At 57.0% G+C, this 22,358-nt stretch carries 23 protein-coding genes; 14 read left to right on the top strand and 9 right to left on the bottom strand.

What is annotated here, in order from left to right:
• Nucleotides 1-7: 7 nt before the first annotated feature.
• From queA to INR77_RS09490, 5 genes are all read right to left on the bottom strand, one after another.
• Complete coding sequence (gene queA / locus INR77_RS09510) at nt 8-1,045, bottom strand: tRNA preQ1(34) S-adenosylmethionine ribosyltransferase-isomerase QueA (protein ID WP_223070837.1); 1,038 nt, start codon at nt 1,043-1,045, stop codon at nt 8-10.
• 64 nt (nt 1,046-1,109) lie between these two features.
• Nucleotides 1,110-1,811 (bottom strand): peptidylprolyl isomerase, encoded by a 702-nt coding sequence (locus INR77_RS09505; protein ID WP_223070836.1) that lies wholly within the window; start codon nt 1,809-1,811, stop codon nt 1,110-1,112.
• Between the two features lie 115 nt (nt 1,812-1,926).
• The gene (gene coaD, locus INR77_RS09500; RefSeq protein ID WP_223070835.1) at nt 1,927-2,439 is read right to left on the bottom strand and encodes a pantetheine-phosphate adenylyltransferase; all 513 of its coding nucleotides are present in this window, start codon (nt 2,437-2,439) and stop codon (nt 1,927-1,929) included.
• Nucleotides 2,440-2,492: 53 nt separating this feature from the next.
• The gene (locus INR77_RS09495) at nt 2,493-3,392 is read right to left on the bottom strand and encodes a polyprenyl synthetase family protein (protein ID WP_223070834.1); all 900 of its coding nucleotides are present in this window, start codon (nt 3,390-3,392) and stop codon (nt 2,493-2,495) included.
• Nucleotides 3,393-3,399: 7 nt separating this feature from the next.
• Nucleotides 3,400-3,666 carry an exodeoxyribonuclease VII small subunit gene (locus INR77_RS09490; RefSeq protein ID WP_223070833.1) on the bottom strand — a complete coding sequence of 89 codons (267 nt, stop codon included), beginning with the start codon at nt 3,664-3,666 and terminating at the stop codon, nt 3,400-3,402.
• Nucleotides 3,667-3,740: 74 nt separating this feature from the next.
• Between INR77_RS09490 and INR77_RS09485 the strand changes: the two genes are divergently transcribed.
• The 3 genes from INR77_RS09485 to INR77_RS09475 all read left to right on the top strand — a co-directional run bounded on the left by INR77_RS09485 (nt 3,741) and on the right by INR77_RS09475 (nt 6,886).
• Complete coding sequence (locus INR77_RS09485; protein ID WP_223070832.1) at nt 3,741-4,145, top strand: DUF2177 family protein; 405 nt, start codon at nt 3,741-3,743, stop codon at nt 4,143-4,145.
• An 81-nt stretch (nt 4,146-4,226) separates the two neighbouring features.
• Nucleotides 4,227-6,467, top strand: coding sequence for a phosphoribosylformylglycinamidine synthase subunit PurL (gene purL / locus INR77_RS09480; RefSeq protein ID WP_223070831.1), 2,241 nt, complete (start codon nt 4,227-4,229; stop codon nt 6,465-6,467).
• A gap of 89 nt (nt 6,468-6,556) precedes the next feature.
• Nucleotides 6,557-6,886: a DUF6122 family protein gene (locus INR77_RS09475; protein ID WP_223070830.1), complete on the top strand. Its 330-nt coding sequence runs from the start codon at nt 6,557-6,559 to the stop codon at nt 6,884-6,886.
• A gap of 4 nt (nt 6,887-6,890) precedes the next feature.
• Here the strand turns inward: INR77_RS09475 and INR77_RS09470 are convergent, their stop codons facing one another.
• Entirely contained in the window at nt 6,891-7,697 is an 807-nt protein-coding gene (locus INR77_RS09470) for a ubiquinone biosynthesis protein COQ4 (RefSeq protein WP_223070829.1), read from the bottom strand.
• A gap of 92 nt (nt 7,698-7,789) precedes the next feature.
• On the opposite strand from INR77_RS09470, the gene INR77_RS09465 reads away from it, so the two are divergent.
• Complete coding sequence (locus tag INR77_RS09465; protein WP_223070828.1) at nt 7,790-8,476, top strand: nitroreductase family protein; 687 nt, start codon at nt 7,790-7,792, stop codon at nt 8,474-8,476.
• On the opposite strand, the gene INR77_RS09460 is transcribed toward INR77_RS09465, so the two are convergent.
• Together INR77_RS09460 and serB are read right to left on the bottom strand one after the other, a co-directional pair.
• The gene (locus INR77_RS09460; RefSeq protein ID WP_223070827.1) at nt 8,473-9,303 is read right to left on the bottom strand and encodes a Coq4 family protein; all 831 of its coding nucleotides are present in this window, start codon (nt 9,301-9,303) and stop codon (nt 8,473-8,475) included. The two genes, INR77_RS09465 and INR77_RS09460, sit on opposite strands and share 4 nt — an antisense overlap.
• Before the next feature lie 98 nt (nt 9,304-9,401).
• A complete protein-coding gene (serB, locus tag INR77_RS09455; protein ID WP_255573717.1) occupies nt 9,402-10,286 on the bottom strand; it encodes a phosphoserine phosphatase SerB in 885 nt (294 codons plus the stop codon).
• Here serB and miaA point away from each other — a divergent pair.
• From miaA to INR77_RS09420, 7 genes are all read left to right on the top strand, one after another.
• Complete coding sequence (gene miaA, locus INR77_RS09450; protein ID WP_223070826.1) at nt 10,279-11,253, top strand: tRNA (adenosine(37)-N6)-dimethylallyltransferase MiaA; 975 nt, start codon at nt 10,279-10,281, stop codon at nt 11,251-11,253. The genes serB and miaA overlap by 8 nt on opposite strands.
• 294 nt (nt 11,254-11,547) lie before the next feature.
• Nucleotides 11,548-13,272 carry a biosynthetic-type acetolactate synthase large subunit gene (gene ilvB / locus INR77_RS09445; protein WP_370632319.1) on the top strand — a complete coding sequence of 575 codons (1,725 nt, stop codon included), beginning with the start codon at nt 11,548-11,550 and terminating at the stop codon, nt 13,270-13,272.
• A 25-nt stretch (nt 13,273-13,297) separates the two neighbouring features.
• Nucleotides 13,298-13,813 carry an acetolactate synthase small subunit gene (ilvN, locus tag INR77_RS09440; protein ID WP_223070824.1) on the top strand — a complete coding sequence of 172 codons (516 nt, stop codon included), beginning with the start codon at nt 13,298-13,300 and terminating at the stop codon, nt 13,811-13,813.
• Nucleotides 13,814-13,861: 48 nt separating this feature from the next.
• Nucleotides 13,862-14,881, top strand: a complete 1,020-nt coding sequence (gene ilvC, locus INR77_RS09435; RefSeq protein ID WP_223070823.1) for a ketol-acid reductoisomerase — start codon at nt 13,862-13,864, stop codon at nt 14,879-14,881.
• An 18-nt stretch (nt 14,882-14,899) separates the two neighbouring features.
• Entirely contained in the window at nt 14,900-15,496 is a 597-nt protein-coding gene (locus tag INR77_RS09430; protein ID WP_223070822.1) for a DUF4329 domain-containing protein, read from the top strand.
• Nucleotides 15,497-15,713: 217 nt separating this feature from the next.
• A complete protein-coding gene (locus INR77_RS09425) occupies nt 15,714-16,871 on the top strand; it encodes an alpha-hydroxy acid oxidase (protein WP_223070821.1) in 1,158 nt (385 codons plus the stop codon).
• 85 nt (nt 16,872-16,956) lie between these two features.
• Nucleotides 16,957-17,454, top strand: coding sequence for an I78 family peptidase inhibitor (locus INR77_RS09420; protein ID WP_223070820.1), 498 nt, complete (start codon nt 16,957-16,959; stop codon nt 17,452-17,454).
• Between the two features lie 14 nt (nt 17,455-17,468).
• Here the strand turns inward: INR77_RS09420 and INR77_RS09415 are convergent, their stop codons facing one another.
• Nucleotides 17,469-18,020, bottom strand: a complete 552-nt coding sequence (locus INR77_RS09415; protein WP_223070819.1) for a YHS domain-containing (seleno)protein — start codon at nt 18,018-18,020, stop codon at nt 17,469-17,471.
• A gap of 333 nt (nt 18,021-18,353) precedes the next feature.
• Here INR77_RS09415 and leuA point away from each other — a divergent pair, with 333 nt between their 5' ends.
• The 3 genes from leuA (at nt 18,354) to INR77_RS09400 (ending at nt 22,356) form a co-directional block, all read left to right on the top strand.
• Nucleotides 18,354-20,030, top strand: coding sequence for a 2-isopropylmalate synthase (leuA, locus tag INR77_RS09410; RefSeq protein WP_223070818.1), 1,677 nt, complete (start codon nt 18,354-18,356; stop codon nt 20,028-20,030).
• Nucleotides 20,031-20,260: 230 nt separating this feature from the next.
• The gene (locus INR77_RS09405) at nt 20,261-21,307 is read left to right on the top strand and encodes an amidohydrolase (protein ID WP_223070817.1); all 1,047 of its coding nucleotides are present in this window, start codon (nt 20,261-20,263) and stop codon (nt 21,305-21,307) included.
• Nucleotides 21,308-21,372: 65 nt separating this feature from the next.
• Nucleotides 21,373-22,356, top strand: coding sequence for a nitronate monooxygenase family protein (locus INR77_RS09400; protein ID WP_223070816.1), 984 nt, complete (start codon nt 21,373-21,375; stop codon nt 22,354-22,356).
• Nucleotides 22,357-22,358 lie beyond the last annotated feature (2 nt).

Below are 22,358 nucleotides of genomic sequence, written 5' to 3'. Positions count from 1 at the left end.
AAATGCGCTAGGGCAGGAGTAGCGAGCTGTCACCATAGGAATAGAAGCGGTACTCATTTTCAATGGCATGAGTATAAGCCGCCATCATCCGCTCACGCCCCATAAGAGCGCTCACCAACATCATTAAAGTGCTTTTAGGCAGGTGAAAATTGGTCATCAAACCGTCCACCGCTTTAAAGCGATAGCCGGGGGTGATAAAGATGTCTGTGTCGGCGGCAAACTCCTCGATAACGCCGTCTTCGCTGACCGCGCTTTCGAGTGTGCGAAGCGATGTGGTGCCAACTGCGATAATGCGCCCGCCCGCCTTTCTCGCAGCGTTCAGCCTTGCAGCCGTCTCAGCGCTGATCCGGCCAAACTCGGAATGCATTTGGTGGTCGTCCGTGTCCTCGGCCTTGACCGGCAGGAACGTTCCTGCGCCCACGTGCAAGGTCAGCATTTCGCGCCCTATTCCGCGCTCATCCAGTGCGTTGATCAGCCTGTCTGTGAAATGCAGACTTGCAGTGGGAGCCGCGACTGCACCGTCTTCCTTTGCAAACATGGTTTGGTAGTCCGCCAAATCGCGGTCATCCACGCCCCGGCGCGCGGCGATATAGGGGGGGAGCGGCATGGTGCCCGCGCGGTCGAGCAACACCTCAACAGGTTCTTCGCCCTCGAAGAACAGCGTGATCGAGCCATCGGCATTGCGGCTTTCCGCGATTGCGGTGACGCCGCCGCCAAAAATGATCTGGTCGCCCTCTTTCACCCGTTTGGCGTTGCGCACAAAAGCAACCCAGCGCCTCAGATCAAGGCGCTTGTGCAGCGTCGCGCCAACCTTGGCTTCACCACCTGCGCGTCTTCCTTCAAGCTGAGCGGGAAGGACACGTGTGTCGTTGAAAACAAGAACATCACCCGGCTCCAGCATATTAGGCAGGTCGAGAACACCGCGGTCTTCAAACGCCGCATCTTGCCCGCGCACGACAAGCATCCGCGCAGCATCGCGTGGTCGCACAGGACGCAGGGCGATGCGCTCTTGAGGAAGCTCGAAATCAAACAGGTCAACACGCATGATGCGCGCACGCTTAGGCGCTCAGAACCGGATCGCAAACCGCTTTCGTGAAGGGCCTTGCGCTTTACTGCGTTTCCAGCGGCGCGCTGAGCATATCGGCCGTCACCTCTGGCTCCACACGCGGCGGGGCCGCAGAAGGCACAGGAAGATTGTCGCTCAGCATCGACGCTTGCAGGATACGCGTCGGGTTCGCAGGCGGTTCACCGCGTACAATGGCATCGACCGCGCCCATGTTTTCAATCACGCGCCCAAAGTTGGTGTAGCGCTTGTCGAGGCTGAAACGCGGGTAAAACACGATAAAGAACTGGCTGTTTGCGCTGTTCTCTTCGTTTGCGCGCGCCATTGATACCGTCCCGCGAACGTGCGGCATGGGGTTAAATTCTTCATTGAGATCAGGCAGTTTCGAGGAACCCTGGCCTGTCCCCGTTGGGTCGCCCGATTGCGCCATGAACCCTTCGATCACGCGGTGGAACACCACGCCATTGTAAAAGCCATCGCGCGTCAGCGTCTTGATACGCTCCACATGGCTTGGCGCCCATTCCTCCATCAGCCGGATTTTGACCCGCTCACCATTGGACAGGTCGAGCACCCAGATATTTTCCGGATTTTCGCTCTGATCGAAATTCACTGGCGGATAGGTGCGATTGTCAACTTTGGCGACAGCCTCCGCTTCGCCTTCATCCCCCTCTTCATCTTGCGCAAAAGCAGCAAACGGGGTCACAGCAAGGGCCATCACAGTCAATGATGATGTTACAGTCTTGAACATGGGTTCTCTTTTGATCCGTCAATAATCGTTTGCACCCATCTAGCCGTGGGTGCCTGACACTTCAATGAATGAGTAACACTTCGCGCACAGCCTTATGGTAGCCCGTCACGGCTGATCAATAATCGCCTTTACGGCCGGTTTCATCGACCCGCGTGACGACTTCCTCGCACACTTCCTTGCTGACAAACGGGGTGATGTCGCCGCCGTAAACCGCGATTTCCTTTACCAGCTTGGAGGCGATGGGTTGGAGCGAGACATCGGCCATCAGGAAGACGGTTTCGATCTCTTCGTCCAATTGCTGGTTCATGCCGGCCATTTGATATTCATATTCAAAATCCGCCACCGCGCGAAGCCCTCGAATAATAACCGATGCCCCTTGTTTTTGCGCAAATTTGACCAGCAGCGCATTGAAACCGACGACTTTTACATTTTCGAGGCCAAGATTTTTGACCTCTCGCTCTACCATGGAAAAGCGTTCTTCAGTTGAGAACATAGGGTTCTTCGATGGGTTGGTTGTGACCCCGATAATGAGTTCATCCACCAATTTTGCGCCGCGCCGAATAATGTCGGCATGACCCAGAGTAATGGGATCAAAGGTGCCGGGATAGATACCGATGCGTTTGCTCATTTGGGTGTTCCTTCACAAGGGGTCCGGGGGCATCGCGCCCGTTCTTGAACGCGCTAGCGGTCGCGTTCGACAATAAAGCGGGCGAGTGCGCGCAGCAAATCGGCCTCGCTGCCATAAGAGCCCAGGTGTCCGATCGCCTGATCGACAAGCATCCGCGCTTGCTCACGCGCTTTATCGACGCCCATTAATGTGACGAACGTCTGCTTGCCTTGGCTCTCGTCTTTGCGCAGCGCCTTTCCTGCCAGTTCCGCATCCCCTTCGACATCAAGAAGATCGTCTGCGATCTGGAAGGCAAGGCCAATATCGCGCGAATAGGCCCTGAGGTGTGCCCTGCCCTCCACCGGCACACGGCCAAGGATAGCGCCCATCTCCACCGAACAAGACAACAGGGCGCCGGTCTTCAATTGCTGGAGCCGGGTGATCGCTTGGAGGTCGTAGGTAACGCCCTCTTCATCGGCGACCATATCCATCATCTGGCCGCCTGCCATACCGTTCATGCCGCTGGCCTGACCCAGCGTCGCGATCAATTCGCTGCGCACAAATGGATCGGCGCTGGTTTCGGTATCAGCGAGGATTTCGAAGGCGAGCGCGTGCAAGCTATCACCGGCAAGCACAGCGGTTGCCTCATCATAGACGTGGTGCAAAGTCGGTTTGCCGTGGCGCAGATCGTCATCATCCATGCACGGCAAGTCATCGTGGATAAGCGAATAGCAATGGATCGCCTCCACCGCAGCGCCAGCGCGCAAAGCCGCCGTTCGGTCGACGCCGAACAATTCTGCCGTGCTGACAACCAGCAGCGGGCGAACACGTTTCCCCCCGCCAATCGCAGCGTAGCGCATCGCTTCGACCAATCTTGCGCGGGTGTCTGATGGCACGGGCAAGAAAGCGTCAAAGACCGAATCGATCTCGCCTTGAACGCGGCTGAGGCCTTCTTTCAGAATGTCCCCTCCCATGAGCCTTCTACGCCCCTCCGTCCAAGGGAGTGGTGCCGCCGGGCGAGCCATCGCTTCCGGCAACGATTTTCTCGATCCTGGCCTGCGCGCTATCAAGACGCTTTTGACAGGCGGCTCGCAATTGTTCGCCGCGTTCGTACAGCTGGATAGACTGATCAAGCGGGACATCGCCGCGTTCAAGCTTCGTTACGATCTCTTCAAGCGCGCTCAGCGCCTCTTCAAAGCTCATTTCTTCGATGGCCGGATTTGCGCCGGGTGTGTTTGCCTCATCCATGGCCTCATGCAATGACGTTCAGGAACCTCTCGGTCAAGGCCCCGTTCAATGCTGGTAACGGCAAGGAAATGACAATGACCCGATATTTGATTGCTTTTGTAAGCGCGGCGGTGATTTTCGGCGCTCTTGATGCGATGTGGCTAAGCTGGGCGGGCGCCAATTTGTACGAGCCCATCATCGGCGAGATCATGGCTGATGAATTCAACATGGGCGCAGCGGGCGCATTTTATATCATCTACCTTTGCGGGATGATCTGGTTCGCTATTCGGCCCGGCCTTATCGCAGGCGATTTCAAAGTGGCACTTTTGAACGGCGTGCTGCTGGGAGGGCTGTGTTACGCAACGTTCGACCTGACCAGCCAAGCGGTGTTCAAGGTGTGGGCGACCAAGGTAAGTGTTTTCGATATTGTGTGGGGCGCGTTTGCGACTGGCACGACCAGCGCCCTTGCAAGCTGGATCGCGCTAAAATTTACGCGCTGATGCGCCTGTTTGGGGAGAAATCGCTGCCAAACACACTGTGGCGGGTTGGCGATTGGCAGCCTCTGGCTTAAGGGAGCGCGCATGAGCGAAATCACCCCGGAAATCGTCGAACAGCACGGACTGTCCCCTGAAGAATACGAGCGCGTGCTCGCTGGCCTTGGGCGCGAGCCCAATTTGGTCGAGCTTGGCATATTCTCGGTCATGTGGTCCGAGCACTGCTCCTACAAATCATCGCGTTTTCATCTGAAAAAGCTGCCGACCGAGGCGCCTTGGGTGATTTGCGGTCCGGGTGAGAATGCGGGCGTTATCGACATTGGCGATGGACAGGCGGCGATCTTCAAAATGGAGAGCCACAACCACCCGTCATATATCGAGCCTTATCAGGGCGCAGCGACGGGTGTTGGCGGGATCCTTCGCGATGTCTTCACAATGGGCGCGCGGCCTGTGGCGAATATGAACGCGCTTCGCTTTGGTCGGCCAGATCACCCTAAGATGAAGCACCTTGTGCAAGGCGTGGTCGCCGGCATTGGCGGCTATGGCAATTGCGTCGGCGTGCCAACTGTGGGCGGAGAAACCAATTTCCATCCCGCCTATGACGGCAACATCCTTGTGAACGCCATGACTGTTGGCATCGCGGATGCGGATAAGATTTTCTATTCCGCGGCGACGGGCGTTGGCAATCCTATCGTCTATGTCGGCTCAAAAACGGGCCGCGATGGCATCCACGGTGCAACGATGGCAAGTGCGGACTTCGAAGAAGACGCGGAAGCCAAGCGTCCCACCGTCCAGGTGGGCGATCCCTTCACCGAGAAATTGTTGATCGAAGCGTGTCTTGAGCTGATGGCGACTGACGCGATTGTCGCCATTCAGGATATGGGCGCTGCCGGCCTCACCTCCTCAAGCGTTGAAATGGCGACCAATGGTAAGGCGGGGATCCGTCTCGACATGAACAAGGTTCCCTGCCGCGAAGAGGGCATGACACCTTACGAAATGATGCTGTCTGAAAGCCAGGAGCGGATGCTCATGGTCTTGAAGCCCGGCAAGGAAGAGATGGCTGCGGCAATCTTTGAGAAGTGGGAACTCGACTTCGCTGTGATCGGCGAAGTTACCGATACGCAGCACATGGTCCTCGAATTCGACGGCGAAGTCGTTTGCGACATTCCGCTCGGCCCCTTGGCTGCTGATGCGCCGGAATATGAGCGCCCCTATATTTCAAAACAAGAATACGCTGAGTGGGCTGGTATCAAGCCTATGAGCGATGCGCCCGACACCAGCGATCCGGGCGCGGACCTCTTGAAGATGCTTGCCTCCCCCAACCTTGCCTCGCGCGGTTGGATCACCGAGCAATATGACAGTCAGGTGATGGCCGACACGCTTCAAACCGGCGGCGATGCAAGTGTTGTGCGCGTTCATGGCACAGGCAAAGCCCTCGCGATCAGCACAGATTGCACCCCGCGCTACGTCTATGCCGACCCTTATGAGGGCGGGAAACAGGCAATCGCCGAGGCTTATCGCAACATTTGCGCAGTGGGCGGGCGGCCCTTGGCTGTCACCAACTGCCTCAACTTTGCAAACCCTCAGCGCCCTGAGATTATGAGCCAGTTCGTCCACGCGCTTGAAGGCATGGGCGATGCGTGTCGCGCATTAGATTTCCCCATCGTTTCGGGCAACGTCAGCCTCTATAATGAGAGCAAGGCGACAGGCGGCGGCTCAGCGATTTTGCCAACGCCTGCGATCGGCGGCGTGGGTATTCTCGAAGATGCGTCGAAAATGGTCACGCCAGCCTTCAAGGCAGAGGGCGATGCGATCTACCTTATCGCGCCGGAATTCTGGGCCAAGCCCGACCCCACCCGCTCGCACCTTGGCAAGTCACTCTGGCTCGACGTGGTGCACCGCCGCGATGAGGGCCGCGCACCTCCGGTGAACCTCGATGCCGAACGCGGCGCGGGACATATCGTTCGGCGGCTTATCGAAATGGGCTTGCTCTCAGCGGTTCACGACATCTCCGATGGTGGCCTCGCCGTGGCACTTGCCGAAATGGCAATGAGTGGCGGATTTGGCGCTGAAGTAAGTGAGAGCGATGACTACACCGCAGCTCAGTGGTGGTTTGGCGAAGATCAGGCGCGCTATGTCGTGACGGTCAACGCCGACAAGCTCGATGACTTCAACAAGGAACTCGCCGCAGGTCCCGAGATATCTGAGGCGGAAATGGTTGGCTTTACCCGCATTGGGACCGTTGGCGGCGATACGCTGCTTGGCGTTTCGATTGAGGAGATGCGCGCCGCGCATAAGAGCTTCTTTGACGATTGGATGGGCGCTTAATGAACCCGCGATTCCTCGCGAAGGCGGGGATCTTGCGCAATGGAGCGCGAGGCTGCTGGAGGTCCCCGCCTGCGCGCGGACTCGCTTAGGTGGAACTTCTCCAACCCATCCTCCACTACGGCGGCCACTTCCTCGCGCCCTTCCTTATCGCTTGGGCCATCTACCGCACCGATTGGAAGCGCTTTGGTGCAGTCATGGTCGCGAGCAATGCGATCGACATTGACCACCTATGGGCGGTGCCGATGTTCGATCCCGATCGCTGCTCTATTGGCTTTCACACCTTTCACGGCTGGGAAGCGGCGCTCATTTACCTCGCCTTACTTCTCGTTCCGCGTTGGTGGGCGCGCGCATTGGGTGCAGGTGCGCTTTGGCACCTCGCCGTCGATGCAGGGGATTGTATGGCGATGGGCGGGTTGTAAAACCCTAGGCCGCCTGCGGCTGCGGACTTTCCTCGGCAGAAAGCCCAAGCTCTTGGGTCGAATATCCTTCCGACGCCAGAATATCGAGGCATTCGCGATAAATTAGCGGTGGCTTGATCCCCAACCGTGCGCGCGCTTCATCAATGTCTTCGCGCATAAGCGCCGCGACATCGAGATGAGCGATCTTCGCCGCTGCTTTGCCGTTGCGCTGCCCTTCACGCACAGATGCAAAAAGCGGGGCCTTGGTACCCGTCACTTTCTTGATCTGACGCGCCCCCGCATAGGCAATGAACAAAATACCATTGTTGTGATTTTGCGAATAGCTAAAGCCAAGCAGAGACGTCTCTCCCAACGCGTCGCGTCCATAAGTGGTGAGCACGTGGAAAAGGTCATGCGTGTCGCGCAGACGTTCAAAATACCACTGCGTCAAATCCTGTGGCAATTGTTCAGGCGGCGCCCATTTATGGCTTTCATCGACAAGGCCCTGCGCGGTCAGCCCCTCGCTCTTCATAAAGCGGATATAATGCTGGCCAACGCTGTTCTCTGGCAGATCCGCCCAGTTTTCATGCGCGTCGAGCAATGCAGGAATATCAGTCCCTTCGCGAAGGAAGCGCTGGCCATCTTCCGATCTGATAAAGTCCCACGCCTGTTGATGGGAACGCTTGCCCTTGGTTGCCTCGATAATATGAAAGACCTGCTCTGTGTCTTCCTTATCCGCGATCAATTTGCGGAAGTGGTGCAGCACTTTAAGCGGGCGAAACCCCGATACGACACGGGTTTTGTCCACCAATGGGCGATCAAGTAGAGACACTGGGCGCTTCTCCTTTTGCCGGTCCAATCTAAAACCTAGCATTCAAAAGTCCACTGGCGTTCTTGAGCAAAAGCACGGATAGATACTGCGCGATGCGTGACCATGATCATATCCCCTACTCGCTTACTGCGCTGCCTGACGATGAAAGCATCGCCCGCGCGCGTTCCATGCGCGACCGGCTAAAAGAAAGGCGCACGTGCCGATATTTTTCCGATGCCGAGGTCCCACGCGAAGTGATCGAGGCAGCGATTGAAGCGGCAGGTACCGCGCCCAATGGCGCCAATCATCAGCCTTGGCATTTTGCCGTGGTGTCATCGCCAGAAAAGAAGCGCGCAATCCGTGAGGCTGCCGAGGCAGAAGAGCGGCGGTTTTACGGCGAGGATGGCGACACACCCAAGGCCAGCGACGAATGGCTCGGCGCATTAAAAGACCTTGGCACCGATGCGGACAAGCCGTTTCTGGAAACTGCACCCTATCTCATCGTCGTCTTCGCGCAGCGTAAAGGCGGGATCGAAGAAGACGGCAAGACGCAAAACTACTACGTCAACGAAAGCGTCGGAATTGCCTGCGGGATGTTGATTGCAACATTGCACGAAGCAGGGCTTGCCACCCTCACCCACACGCCCTCACCCATGGGTTTCTTGCGTGAGGCGTGCGAGCGCCCGGAATGGGAAAAACCGCTGATGATCGTGGTGGTGGGACGGCCAAGCGATGATGCAACCGTCCCTGCCAAAGCGCTTCGGAAGAAACCGCTTAGCCAGATTTCCAGCTGGCTTTAAGCCGCGACCGGCTCGCTGCTGCTTTCAGAGGCGAGCAAGTTATAAGGATCAATGCCCTCCTCGCGCCAGATGCGGTGGCATTCATTGTACATAGTCGGCTGTGGGATATTAAGCGCGCGGCGAACCTCATCAACGGGTTGTTTCAAAAGCTCACGAATGGGTTGTTCGAGCAGCGCGGGCGCGCCTCGGCCCGTTGCTTTGGCCTGACGCACTGCGCCCATGACCGGAGCTTTTGAGCCCCACACCATCTTCTTGATATTGGCAGCCCCGGCATATCCAATCAGCAAGTGACCTTGCGAAGGCGATTGTCCATGTGTGAACAACAGCACGCATTGTTCACCCAAAGCATCGCGGCCATAGCCGGTGAGGACGTGGAAAAGATCATGCGTATCGCGTGAACGCTCCGAATACCATTGCACCAAATCGTCGTATTTGTTGCGACCAAGGCGCTCACTCTCGGCAACCAGACCTGCTGCCGATAGGCCTTCGCTCTCCATAAAATCACAATAGGCGTGCGCAAGGCTACCTTTTGGCGTTTTACGAAGTTCAGCATGATCGTCGAGAATTTCAGGCAAGCTTGGTTCAGTCCGGCGCAGGAATTCGCCGCGCTCTGAAAGACCAAATTCTTTCACGCGGGGCATGAAATTGCGGGACGGAAGCGATTCGTAGATTTTGAAGACCAGGCTCGTGTCTTCCTTGTCCTTCATCAGAAGGCCGAAGTTTTTAATCGCACGAGGCAAGGAATAGCGCGGCTGAGGACGGTCCGGGTGACGCACCACGGTGCCATCACTGGCGTGCATTTGCGAATATTGTGCATGGTTAGTCATAACGAATCTCGGTCTAGCAAAACGGTTGTTATGAAAAACCTAATACCACTTACTTACATTGATGTAAATAGGTGCCGGCGCGCGTTGGCGATTAAGGATTAGCTTACCACCCAATCATCCTTCGGGATGCCCAGAAGCGAGAGGATCACGGTCAAATCCCCTCGGTCAACGCGTCCATTGGCCATCGCCCGCGCTTTGGGCTTAGCCCTATATGCAAAGCCATAGTCAGCCGCCTCAAGCATGGGGATGTCATTTGCCCCATCCCCGCTTCCCAGCACGCGCGCGCTCTCACCCAACTGGGCCGCTTCCTCGCGCAGAGTGGCTAGCTTGGTGCTCGCGTCCGAGATTGGGCCATCAAGCCGGCCCGTTAGCTTTCCCTCGGACACACCCAAACGATTGCCGACCACCCGGTCGAAACCGAGCCACTCGGCCACTTCATCTGCGAAATGATGGAAACCCCCGGTCACGAGCACGGTTCGTGCGCCCTTCGCTTTGAGCGTACGGGTGAGAACTTCGGCGCCTGGTGTCGGCACGATCCGTTCGGCCAGACAGCGTTCGATTGCGCCCTCTTCCAGCCCTTCCAACAGCCCAACCCTCTCCAAAAGCGCACTTTCAAAATCAAGCTCGCCTTGCATTGCGCGCTCGGTGATCTGGGAAATCTGGTCTTTGAGCCCGGCAAAATCGGCTAGCTCGTCAATGCACTCTTGCCCGATCATGGTTGAATCCATGTCGGAAACGAACAGCGTTGGAACCTCGATCTGCGCGCCGCTGACGAGGCAATCGCATGGGCCGATGTGGGTGTCGATGGCCGCGAGAAGCTGTACCTTGTCGCCATCGTCCACGCGCAATTCCCACACTGCGCCAAGATCAGGCAACGCGCCAATGGATTGAACATCCATGCCGCCGGAGGCCAAAGCATCGCTCAATTCGCGAAGACGTGTTTCCCAATCCGGCTGGTCTGCTATCAGACGCGCAATGAGCACGAAGAATTCTCCTAACGATACGGCCCCAAGCGACGCGAGTGGGGCACCACCGGTTGCTCTCATTGCAGGGCCCACCGCCAGCGGCAAGAGCGCGTGTGCGCTTGAGCTCGCTCAAGCTCTGGAAAAACAGGGCCGCAAAGGCGTCATCATCAACGCCGATAGTATGCAAGTTTATGCCGACATTCCGGTGCTCGCCGCCTCACCCACCGCAGAAGAACGCGAGGCAGCAGACCACCGGCTCTATGGCGCATGGGATGCAAGCGAGGCGTGCTCGGCTGCCGATTGGGCGGCAAGGGCGCGCAAAGAAATTGCTTCAGTCCAAAAAGAAGGCGGCGTGCCGATCCTGGTTGGCGGCACGGGGATGTATCTCAAGGTCCTGATTGAAGGGATCGCCCCCATCCCCGCGATTGAACCGGAGGTCCGCGAAGTCGTCCGCGCGATGGAAACCGAGGATGCTTACAAGGCGCTACAGGTCGAAGACCCTGTGCGTGCAAGTGAGTTGGAGCCGACCGACAGCCAGCGCATCGCCCGCGCGCTTGAGGTAAAGCGCTCAACAGGCGTGACGCTTGGCGATTGGCAACTGGCGAAAACGGGCGGGATTGGTGAGGAAATCACCCTGCACCCGCTCGTGATGATGCCACCACGTCAGTGGGTGTATGAACGTTGTGACGTGCGATTTGCGCAAATGCTCGAAGATGGCGCGATTGAAGAGGTCGAGGCATTGCTCGCCCGCAATCTTGATCCCAGCCTTCCTGCAATGCGCGCCATTGGTGTCCGCGAAATCGCAGCGTTGGTGCGCGGTGATATCTCGAAAGAGGAAGCCATCTCAGCAGGTTCCACCGCCACGCGGCAATATGCCAAACGTCAGTTCACCTGGCTTCGCAACCAATGCCCGGAAGATTGGACCCGCGATGAATCCAAATATATCGATATTAGAGCCTCTTTTGTTTCTTTATTACAAGAATAAGGGTTGACCAATTAGATTCTATCGCCTAGCCACGCCTATCAAGAGGTCAAGCTGGGCTTGGTTCTCAAGGCGACACCCGCTAGAATGCGGGCACGTCGATCTGGTTTGACGGGTAAGTTTGAAACAGGATTATCGATCATGGCAGTTGTGCTTATTGTGGGACATTCGGGCTGATCGGGATCTAGTTATAGATGACCTGACCGGCCCGATGCGAATTTGCACCGGGCTTTTTTTTATGGGTCATTTTGTTTGGGAGTAAGACACGTGGGACAGCGCTCTGGAGCGGCCCTTTTGATGGAATGCCTGATCGACCAGGGGGTCGAATATGTCTTCGGCTATCCCGGAGGCGCGGTGCTGCCCATCTATGACGAACTGTTTGGCGATGACCGTATTCGCCACATCCTCGTCCGTCACGAAGCGGGCGCAGCGCACGCAGCCGAAGGGTATGCGCGCGCTACTGGTAAACCGGGCGTGGTTCTTGTTACTTCTGGACCGGGCGCGACCAATGCTGTCACCGGGATCGCCGATGCATGGATGGACTCGATCCCAATGGTCGTCATCACCGGGCAAGTTCCTACTGGCTTGATCGGAACCGACGCCTTTCAAGAGGCGGATACCGTTGGCATCACGCGTCACTGCACCAAGCACAACTACCTCGTAAAAGACCCCGCTGACCTTGTCGCGACGTTGGAAGAGGCTTTCCGCATCGCCACAACGGGTCGTCCGGGCCCGGTTGTGGTTGACATCCCCAAGGATGTCCAAATCGCAGTGCCATCGAAATCGAACGCCTCTGCGCGCCCGGCGGCCAATCGTTATTCCCCGCAAACCGTTGCGCCAGCAGATCAGATTGCAGAAGCAATCGAAATGATCGCAGGCGCCGATGCGCCAATTTTCTATACCGGCGGCGGCGTGATCAATTCTGGGCCTCGCGCGAGCGAATTGCTGCGCCAGCTTCAGGATTTGACCGGAGCGCCGACCACATCGACGCTCATGGGGCTTGGCTGTTTTCCCAACACTCATCCAGATTGGCTCGGGATGCTGGGTATGCACGGCACCTATGAAGCCAATATGGCGATGAACAAATGCGATGTCATGGTCTGCATCGGCGCGCGTTTTGACGACCGCGTGACCGGGCGTCTTGATGCGTTTTCTCCGGGAAGCAAGAAGATTCACATCGACATCGACCGCTCGTCAATCAACAAAACGGTGCCTGTTGACCTTGGCATCGTTGGCGATTGCGCGACCGTGCTGGAACAGCTGATTTCTGCCTGGGGTGATCGCTCGGCCCGTGATCTTGGCGAATGGAAGGCGCGCATTGCTGGTTGGCGTGCGCGTGAATGCCTCGCCTACCCCGAAAAGTCACGCAAGAACCCCGAAGCGATCATGCCGCAAAAGGCGGTTGAGCGGCTTTATGCCCTCACCCACGATAAATCGCCGATCATCACCACCGAAGTGGGACAGCACCAGATGTGGGCGGCGCAATATTTTGGTTTCGACAAGCCCAACAAATGGCTCACCTCTGGCGGGCTTGGGACGATGGGTTACGGCCTTCCCGCTGCCATCGGCGCACAATTGGGCAATCCCGACACCCTTGTCATCGACATCGCTGGCGAGGCATCAATCCAGATGAATATCCAAGAGCTTGGAACGGCTTCCCAATACCGTCTCCCGGTCAAGATTTTCATCTTGAACAACGAATATATGGGCATGGTCCGCCAGTGGCAGGAACTGACCTATGAAAGCCGGTATTCCAACTCCTATTCGGATAGCCTTCCCGACTTCGTCGCGCTTGCCCAAGCATATGGCTGGAAGGGTATTCGCATCACCGATGAAGCGAACCTTGATGCTGGCATTCAGGCGATGATTGACCACGATGGTCCGGTGATTGTCGATTGTTGCGTTGCCAAGGATGCGAACTGCTTCCCGATGATCCCGTCGGGCGCGGCGCACACCGATATGCTGCTTTATGGCGATCAGGTCGAAGGCACGATGGACGATGAAGCGAAGGCGCTCGTCTAAACGACGGCTTTAGGAACTGCGACACATGAAAATCAAAAGCGCACAAAGCGAACGCCACGTTCTCACCATCACGGTCGACAATGAACCGGGTATTCTTGCCAAGATCACCGGCCTTTTTACCGCGCGCGGCTACAACATCGACAGCCTTACCGTGGCCGATATTTCGGACGATCATGCGATCAGCCGCATCACCGTAGTCACCAATGGCCCACCAGAAGTGATCGACCAGATTGAGGCGCAATTGGAGCGGCTTGTCCCTGTCCATAAGGTCACGGATCTGACGCAAGCGGGACCGCACGTGGAGCGCGAGCTGGCTCTGATCAAAGTCGCTGGCAAAGGCGAATCTCGCGTCGAGGCGCTGCGCATCGCAGAGGTTTTCCGCGCCAATGTGGTGGACACAACCACCGAAAGCTTCGTCTTCGAACTCACCGGCGCGCCTGACAAAATCGACAGTTTCATTGCCCTCATGCGTGGGCTTGGCCTTGTATCGGTCGGACGCTCAGGCGTTGTCGGCATGATGCGCGGCGCTGACGACAGCTGACACCACACCGAAATTCATCATTCAAACGAATAATCAAAGGGAACACCCATGAAAGTCTATTACGACGCCGACGCGGACCTTGCGCTCGTCAAATCTAAGAAAGTCGCCATCCTCGGCTATGGCTCACAAGGCCACGCCCACGCGCAAAACTTGCGTGATAGCGGCGTTGCCGAGGTAGCTATCGCTCTTCGCGAAGGTTCTGCCACCGCGAAAAAGGCTGAAGACGCTGGCTTCAAAGTGCTTTCCAACTCGGAAGCTGCCGAGTGGGCAGACATTCTCATGATCCTCGCACCTGACGAACATCAAGCCGCAATCTATGCCGATGATATTCATGGCAAGATGAAACCCGGCAGCGCGCTGGCCTTTGCTCACGGCCTCAACGTCCACTTCGGCCTCATCGAAGCGCAAGACGACATCGACGTTATCATGATTGCGCCAAAAGGCCCCGGTCACACCGTGCGCAGCGAATATCAGCGCGGCGGCGGCGTGCCTTGCCTCATCGCGGTCCATCAGGATGCAAGCGGCTCTGCGAAAGACGTGGCGCTTTCCTACGCATCGGGCGTTGGCGGTGGGCGTTCTGGAATCATCGAAACCAATTTCCGCGAAGAGTGCGAAACCGATCTGTTCGGTGAGCAAGCCGTTCTGTGCGGCGGTGTCACTCACTTGATCCAGGCTGGTTTTGAAACACTGGTGGAAGCCGGATACGCCCCTGAAATGGCGTATTTTGAGTGTCTCCACGAAACCAAGCTGATCGTTGACCTCCTCTATGAAGGCGGGATTGCCAATATGCGTTATTCGATCTCGAACACCGCAGAATATGGCGACATCACCACGGGTCCGCGGATCATCACCGAGGAAACCAAAGCCGAAATGCGCCGCGTCCTTGATGACATTCAGTCGGGCCGTTTTGTGAAGAACTTCGTCCTCGACAACCGCGCTGGCCAGCCTGAGCTCAAAGCTGCTCGCAAGCGTGCTGAAGCTCACCCGATCGAGAAAACCGGCGCAGAGCTTCGCGCGATGATGCCTTGGATTTCAGCCAATAAGCTGGTCGACAAAACAAAGAACTAGGCGCTACGGGTGGTGGGCATGAACCTGTCCTCCACCCGCATTATTTATGCCCTTTGCGCCATCGCTTTTGTGGTGATCTTGATCAGAGCCTATGGCAACGTAAAGGGACCAGAGGCGCTTCAAGCGACGCTCCCTCAAGCCGAAGTTGAAGCATTCGCCAAAGAGCAATTGAACGCAGTCCAGTCGCGTAGTTTTTCCGAAAATATTGAGCTTTGCGGCATTATCTTTGAAAGCGCCGATGCCACGCTTGGCATGGGGCGAAAGACGGGCGGATCAGAGGCGACCTGCGACCTCATCTATTACGATGAACCCGGAATGGTCCCGGTCGCAAGCTTTCACACGCATGGCAGCTATGGCCCGCAATATGATAGCGAAGTGCCGTCCATTCAGGACATTCAAAGCGATATGGCCAGCGGCATTGATGGCTATGTCGCAACGCCTGGGGGCCGTTTCTGGCACATCGATCACGAGACAGGCACCGCCCGGCTCATTTGCGGAGAAGGATGCTTGGTCCAAGATCCCAAATATCGCTCATGCGCAGCCGACCGGATTGAGCAACGCTATACAGTCCAATCGCTTGCGCAGCGTTCCAATGCGCCCGATCCCGCCTGCTGACCCCGGAAAAACACGAAAGAGTGTGACTGAAAGGCTGTAGGAGGAACAACCCTTCAGCCACACCCAAGCGTGCGCCTGTCAGGCAGCAGGCGCACAAACCAAAGCCACACCTCTCTGGTTCGTCGCCAACGCTGTGAAGGTGACAAGGCCGCCCACAAAAATTTCAAGCGACACCCACTCTCGACAATAAAGAGCCAATCAGCCAAGGGCTGACGTTATGAAGCTCTCTGATTGTCACAATATCGACGACTTTAGGAAACTCGCCAAAGCGCGGCTCCCTTTCCCCGTGTTCGATTATATCGACGGGGCGGCTGATGATGAGCTGACTAAGGCGCGCAACACGCAAAGTTTCGATAGCGTTGATCTGGTGCCCGATGTGCTTGCCGGGGTGGAGGAGATTGACACATCCTGCACCATCCTTGGCCGCAAAAGCGCCCTGCCCCTTCTGCTTTCCCCCACGGCTGTCCAGCGCGCCTTTCATTGGCAAGGAGAAACCGCAGTAGCCAAGGCGGCGGAGAAATTCGGCCTATGGTTCGGGATATCAAGCCTCGCCACCCGCTCGATTGAAGAAATCGCAGAGCTCACCAGTGGGCCCAAGATGTTCCAGCTTTACGTTCACAAGGACAAAGGTCTGAACACTCATATGATTGAACGGTGTCATGCGGCGAAGTTTGATTGCATCGCCCTGACGGTCGACACCATCGTTTCGGGCAAGCGTGAAAGATGCCTTCGCAGCGGTTTCACCACCCCGCCCCGTTTCACGCCTGCAAGCGTTTGGAGTTACGCAACACGGCCGCGCTGGACGCTGGATTATGTGTTTCGCGAGAAATTCCGCCTGCCCAATCTCGATACACACGTCGCCGAAGGGTCGAGCAAGGCGCTGAGTATCGCGGATTATTTCAACACCATGCTCGACACCTCGATGACGTGGGACACCGCCGCCCAAATCCGCGAGCAATGGGGCGGCACATTCGTCCTTAAAGGCGTGATGAGCGTCGCTGATGCGCGCCGAGCGGTCGATATGGGCGCCGATGGGATCATGATTTCCAACCATGGCGGACGCCAGTTGGATGGCAGCCGCGCCCCTTTCGATCAGCTCGAAGAAATCGTCGATGCGGTCGGCGGCCAGATCGAAATCATTTGCGATGGCGGCGTGCGGCGCGGCACTCATGCGCTCAAGGCCTTGTGCACCGGAGCCACTGCGGCATCGGGCGGCAGGCTTTACCTTTATGCCCTTGCAGCGGCGGGGCAAGACGGGGTTGAGCGTGCTTTGTCGATCCTTAAGGATGAGATTGAGCGCGGGATGAAGCTTATGGGGGTGACGAGTGTCGACCAACTCACAAGAGATCGGTTGCGTAATCGCCCCATTCGATAAGCTCGCCCCAATTCGCTATGCGTCATAAAACTGCAACGGCGAGCGCCTCTTGCATCCCATCAATAGAAACAAACGAGTGACGGCCATGAAAAGATTCGCGTGTCTTCTGGTACCGCCATTGGCGCTGAGCTTGGCGGCTTGCGGGGCTGAGCCGACTGACAATAATGTCAGCGCTGATGATTTTGCTGCAAGGATCAAGGGGAACGGAGCGGTTGGTCCTGCTGCCCAGCAACAAGGGGCGGCACCGCAAGATGATCAAGGGCAAACTGCCCAAGGCGTTCAACCTGCGCAATTGTCCCCGCCGGTTGTTGCAAAACCACTCCCTGGCGCTGCGCCCGGCGCTTATGTTCCCGGAACTCTCACAGATCCGAACAGCGCAACCTGCGGTGCGAACCTTATGGGCGACTACATCGGCAAAGAGGCTGATTTGGCAACGAAAGCCGCGATCAGAATGGCGGCAAGCGGGGCAAGCGAAGTGCGCTTTGTGCAACCGGGCCAAACCATCATTCCCGACCCCACCAGCCCGCGCCTCAGCATTATGATCGACAATCTCGGCATAATCCGCGACGCGCGCTGCGGGTAGGAAGGGTTAGTCTATCACCCTTTAAAATGCTCATCGGGTGAGTGCGTGGGATAGTTTGCATTACCGCTTTCGATGAAGCCGGGGATGTCTTCCTCCCATCGCGCCTGAACATCTTCGTTGAAGTTCAGATAAAGCGTCCCATCGACAATCTCGTAAACATCGGGATCACCGGGGGCGAGCGCGTTATTGGCACCAATTGCCCATGCACAGTAGCCACCATAAGCGGGCGCGTATTTGGCCGGGTCTTCGATAAAGGCCTGAGCGTTCTCTTCGCTGGCAAAGCGGTAATCGAAGCCCTCGTAGCGCACGGTGAACTGTTCAGCACCTTCCACTGGCACGCCGTCTCCGGTGAAATAGCTCACCACATCATAGCCAGAAACCGCGAGCGTATCGCCCTTGTTCTCAGTATGGATCGGGCCAGAATTTTCCCCGCCAAGATCAGCGAACAGAGCGGGGCTTTGCGCGGTTTGCGAGGCAGCAGTCTCGTCTTGTGACGTGGTTTCGGCCGCGCCGCTGCACGCAGCAAGTCCGGCCATAAGTGCGAGCGTAATCAAAGATGTCTTCATGGGAGCAATCCTCCTTGGGAAATGTGTCATTGCGCCAGCAGCCTGTTGCTGGATCACTCACCATTTCGCCTGAGTGCGAGAGAAAGTTACAAACGGCCGCGAAAAAACGTCACAAACGGCATAATTTCTCCGCATCTACGCCCTGTGCCGCTTGCACTTCGATGATAAATCGGCATAGACGCTAATCATGGTTATCAGCACAGGCCTACTCCTACGACTTATCCGCCCTTGGGCGGCGTAGGGTTCTTGCGCTTGTAAGTCGGCGCGACCCACCGTCCAAGGGTCCGAAAAAGCCAACTTTACTGAATAATTCAAGAAACAAGCGAACAGCCCATGGCCATGCTGAAAAACCCATCTGCCAAATATCGTCCCTTCCCCCAAGTCAATCTGCCTGACCGCCAATGGCCCGCGCGCACGATTACGAAGGCGCCGCGCTGGCTCTCAACCGATTTGCGTGACGGCAATCAGTCAATCATCGACCCGATGGACGCGGTCAAAAAGCGGCGTTTTTTCGACCTGCTTGTCGAGGTGGGCGTCAAAGAGATCGAGGTCGGCTTTCCCAGCGCTGGTGCGACCGAGTTCGATTTTATCTCTGGCTTGGTGAAGTCCGACGCGGTGCCTGAAGATGTGCTCGTCCAAGTGCTCACGCAGAGCCGCGAAGACCTGATCCGCACCTCTTTCGACAGCCTTCGTGGGAGCCGCGCCGCCATCGTGCACCTGTATAACGCGGTGAGCCCTGCATGGCGCGACATCGTGTTCCGCATGAGCAAGGATGAAGTGCGCGAAATCGCCGTTACCGGCGCAAAGGTAATGCGCGATTGCGCATGCGCGCAGCCGGATACTGACTGGCATTTCCAATATTCGCCGGAGACTTTCTCAACAGCTGAGCTCGACTTTTCCATCGAAGTGTGCGCCGCCGTTATGGAAGTGCTCCAGCCAACGCCTGACAAGCCTATTATTCTCAATTTGCCAGCGACGGTCGAGGCGGCAACGCCCAATATCTACGCCGATCAGATTGAGTATTTCTGCAAGCACCTGCCGAACCGTGAGAGCGCGGTGATCAGCCTCCACACCCATAACGACCGAGGCACCGGCGTCGCAGCAGCAGAGCTTGGCCTGATGGCGGGTGCGGACCGGGTTGAAGGATGCCTGTTCGGTAATGGTGAGCGCACCGGCAATTGCTGCCTCGTCACAATGGCGCTCAATATGTACACGCAAGGCGTTGATCCGCAGCTTGATTTCTCCGACATCGATCGCGTGATCGAAACGGTCGAATATTGCAACGATCTGCCCGTCCATCAACGCCACCCCTATGGCGGCGAGCTTGTGTACACCGCCTTCTCCGGCAGTCACCAAGACGCCATCAAAAAGGGTTTCGAAGCGCATCAGGCGCAGAATGACGAGTTGTGGCGTGTGCCTTACCTGCCCATCGACCCGGCTGATTTGGGCCGCGATTATGAGGCGGTCATCCGGGTCAATTCGCAAAGCGGCAAAGGCGGCTTTGCCTGGGTTCTTGAACAGGATCAGGGCCTTAAACTGCCCAAGAAGATGCAGGCCGACTTTTCCAAGCACGTTCAGGCCATGGCCGACGAACTTGGGCGCGAACTCAATGCCGCTGACATTTGGGAGGCTTTCCGAACCGCCTATCACGTGCAGACCAGCGACAAGAAATTCCAGCTGGTCGATTACGAAGAAAGCCGAGGCGCGGATGGCACGCGCATTTTCGTTGGCAAAATCGCGGTTGATGGCGGCGAACAAAGCGTCTCAGGGCGCGGAAATGGCCTTATCTCAAGCGTGGTATCCACTCTTGAAGAGGCGTTCGACCTCGATCTGAAAGTGCTCGACTACTCCGAACACGCGCTTGGCACAGGCCGCGATGCGAACGCTGCCGCCTACCTTATGTGTCAATCAGGCGACCGGATCATTTGGGGCTGCGGCATCGACGAAGACGTCGCCACCGCCAGCGTGCGAGCTGTCTTGAGCGCGGCCAATTCGGCGGTCGCCAGCTAAGCCGATACGATCAGGCGCAGCGTTTCCTACAATTGGGTCGCTGGTCTATGAAAGCCGCATGAAACAGACTGTCGCGCGGCCATGCGTTAACGGTGCATTTTGCGCTGTAAGCATCTTAAAAATTTGCATTTTTGAGAGCTCCTTCGAGGCAATTCGTTTTTTGCCTTTGAACAGTGTCTCAAGTGTCTCAAACGTGCCATACAATGAGGCATAAGAGGGAGAGACATCACATGACCGAAACCATTCTGGACGCCGACCTGCCGATTATCGACCCGCATCACCACTTGTGGGATTTGCGGCCCATGTTGCCGATGTTCCCGGAACCCCGGCACCGTTTTCTTGAGACGCTGATCCCGGTCGCGCATTACACCTTCGACCAATTCAATGAAGAAGTGACGAGCAGCGGCCATAACGTCATTGCTACCGTTTTCATGGAATGCGGCGCATTCTACAATGGCGCATATGGCGAAGCGAAGAAGGTTGTTGGCGAGGTCGAATTTGTAAACGGTGTGGCCGCGCAAAGCGCCAGCGGGCTTTATGGCGATGCACGCCTTTGCGCTGGTATCGTCGGCCACGCAGACCTCACTTTGGGTGCCGCTGCTGGCGAGGTGCTCGATGCGCTCAAAGCCGCCGCTCCGACGCGCTTCAAAGGCATACGTCATCAGGGAGCGTGGGACGCCGATCCCGAAGTGCTTGGCCCTCCCTTCCATGCGCCCGCTGAGCTCTATCGTGACGCGACCTTTCGCGAAGGTTTTGCAGAGCTTGGCAAGCGTGGAATGAGCTTCGATGCGTGGATTTTGGAGCCGCAGATCAGTGATGTCACTGAGCTGGCGCGCGCTTTCCCGGACACGCCGATCTGCCTTGACCATTGCGGCACCCCGCTTGGCAATGCGAGCTATGCTGGCAAGCTGGAGGAACGCTTCCCCATATGGCGCGAGGCGATCATGGAATTGGGCAAGTGCGAGAATGTAATGGTGAAGCTCGGCGGCCTTGCCATGCACAATTGCGATCTTCCTCCTGAAGGTCCGGCGGCAGGCTGGTCGTCTGAGCGTCTCGCTCCGCTTTGGAAGCCTTACATTGAGACGTGTATCGAAGCATTCGGCCCTGAGCGCGCCATGCTCGAAAGCAACTATCCAGTCGACCGTTGGGGCGCGAGCTATGCGGTCTTGTGGAACACTTTCAAACGGCTCACGCAATCCGCAAGCGAGGACGAAAAAGCAGCGCTTTATGCCGGCAACGCTGCGCGCTTCTATGGGTTGGAGCATCTGCTTGACTAAAGGCGCTTGTCACATTGCGATTTGCAACTTAACGCCGCCAGGCAAGAGTAACTGGAGAGAAATTGATGTCCCTGCCCGCCCCGTTTGACCGTCTTCGCCTGCCTCTGATCGGTTCGCCATTGTTCATCGTCTCAGGCCCTGAGCTTGTGATTGCGCAGTGTAAGGCAGGGATCATCGGCAGCTTTCCAGCATTGAACGCGCGGCCTCAAAGCCTGCTCGACGAATGGCTCCACCAGATCACCGAAGAACTGGCCAAGCACAACCGAGAAAACCCGGATCGTCCGGCGGCTCCTTTTGCTGTCAACCAGATCGTCCATAAGTCGAACGACCGCGTGATGGAGGACATGAAAACCTGCGAGAAATGGCAGGTTCCCCTTGTCATCACCTCGCTTGGAGCGCGCACCGAAATTTTTGATGCCGTTCGCAACTGGGGCGGCATCACCATGCATGATGTCATCAACAACCGCTTCGCCAACAAAGCGATTGAGAAAGGCGCAGATGGTCTTATCCCCGTCGCGGCGGGCGCTGGTGGCCATGCCGGCGTGCAATCGCCCTTTGCCCTCGTGCGTGAAATTCGCGAATGGTTTGATGGGCTTGTTGCGCTTTCCGGCTCTATCGGACACGGCGCATCTATCCTTGCAGCGCAAGCCGTTGGCGCAGATTTCGGTTATTGCGGAAGCGCCTTTATCGCAACCGAAGAGGCAAACGCTGATCAAGCTTACAAGCAAGGGATTGTTGATGGGTCAGCAGAAGGCATCGTCTATTCAAACCTCTTTACAGGCGTTCACGGCAATTATCTGCGCTCTTCGGTTGAGAACGCAGGCCTTGACCCGGATAACCTTCCTGAAAGCGATCCTTCCAAAATGAACTTTGGCTCTGGCGGCAACACCAAGGCCAAGGCGTGGAAAGACATCTGGGGGTCTGGTCAGGGCATCGGCGCGGTCAAATCGGTTGGCACTGTCGAAGACATGGTCGCTCGTTTTGAGCGCGAGTATCACGAAGCGCGCGCGCGGATGCTTGAGGTAAGTGATTACAGCGCTTGGGCTTAGGT

The organism is Erythrobacter sp. SCSIO 43205, from assembly GCF_019904235.1.
Taxonomy (GTDB): Bacteria; Pseudomonadota; Alphaproteobacteria; order Sphingomonadales; family Sphingomonadaceae; genus Erythrobacter.
This window is presented reverse-complemented; position numbering and strand designations above follow the sequence as displayed.

Coding starts and splice junctions, on each gene's coding strand:
- queA (WP_223070837.1), bottom strand. CDS start 1,045: ATGCGTGTTGACCTGTTTGATTTCGAGCTTCCTCAAGAGCGCATCGCC.
- INR77_RS09505 (WP_223070836.1), bottom strand. CDS start 1,811: ATGTTCAAGACTGTAACATCATCATTGACTGTGATGGCCCTTGCTGTG.
- coaD (WP_223070835.1), bottom strand. CDS start 2,439: ATGAGCAAACGCATCGGTATCTATCCCGGCACCTTTGATCCCATTACT.
- INR77_RS09495 (WP_223070834.1), bottom strand. CDS start 3,392: ATGGGAGGGGACATTCTGAAAGAAGGCCTCAGCCGCGTTCAAGGCGAG.
- INR77_RS09490 (WP_223070833.1), bottom strand. CDS start 3,666: ATGGATGAGGCAAACACACCCGGCGCAAATCCGGCCATCGAAGAAATG.
- INR77_RS09485 (WP_223070832.1), top strand. CDS start 3,741: ATGACCCGATATTTGATTGCTTTTGTAAGCGCGGCGGTGATTTTCGGC.
- purL (WP_223070831.1), top strand. CDS start 4,227: ATGAGCGAAATCACCCCGGAAATCGTCGAACAGCACGGACTGTCCCCT.
- INR77_RS09465 (WP_223070828.1), top strand. CDS start 7,790: ATGCGTGACCATGATCATATCCCCTACTCGCTTACTGCGCTGCCTGAC.
- INR77_RS09460 (WP_223070827.1), bottom strand. CDS start 9,303: ATGACTAACCATGCACAATATTCGCAAATGCACGCCAGTGATGGCACC.
- miaA (WP_223070826.1), top strand. CDS start 10,279: ATGAGCACGAAGAATTCTCCTAACGATACGGCCCCAAGCGACGCGAGT.
- ilvB (WP_370632319.1), top strand. CDS start 11,548: ATGGAATGCCTGATCGACCAGGGGGTCGAATATGTCTTCGGCTATCCC.
- ilvN (WP_223070824.1), top strand. CDS start 13,298: ATGAAAATCAAAAGCGCACAAAGCGAACGCCACGTTCTCACCATCACG.
- ilvC (WP_223070823.1), top strand. CDS start 13,862: ATGAAAGTCTATTACGACGCCGACGCGGACCTTGCGCTCGTCAAATCT.
- INR77_RS09430 (WP_223070822.1), top strand. CDS start 14,900: ATGAACCTGTCCTCCACCCGCATTATTTATGCCCTTTGCGCCATCGCT.
- INR77_RS09425 (WP_223070821.1), top strand. CDS start 15,714: ATGAAGCTCTCTGATTGTCACAATATCGACGACTTTAGGAAACTCGCC.
- INR77_RS09420 (WP_223070820.1), top strand. CDS start 16,957: ATGAAAAGATTCGCGTGTCTTCTGGTACCGCCATTGGCGCTGAGCTTG.
- INR77_RS09415 (WP_223070819.1), bottom strand. CDS start 18,020: ATGAAGACATCTTTGATTACGCTCGCACTTATGGCCGGACTTGCTGCG.
- leuA (WP_223070818.1), top strand. CDS start 18,354: ATGGCCATGCTGAAAAACCCATCTGCCAAATATCGTCCCTTCCCCCAA.
- INR77_RS09405 (WP_223070817.1), top strand. CDS start 20,261: ATGACCGAAACCATTCTGGACGCCGACCTGCCGATTATCGACCCGCAT.
- INR77_RS09400 (WP_223070816.1), top strand. CDS start 21,373: ATGTCCCTGCCCGCCCCGTTTGACCGTCTTCGCCTGCCTCTGATCGGT.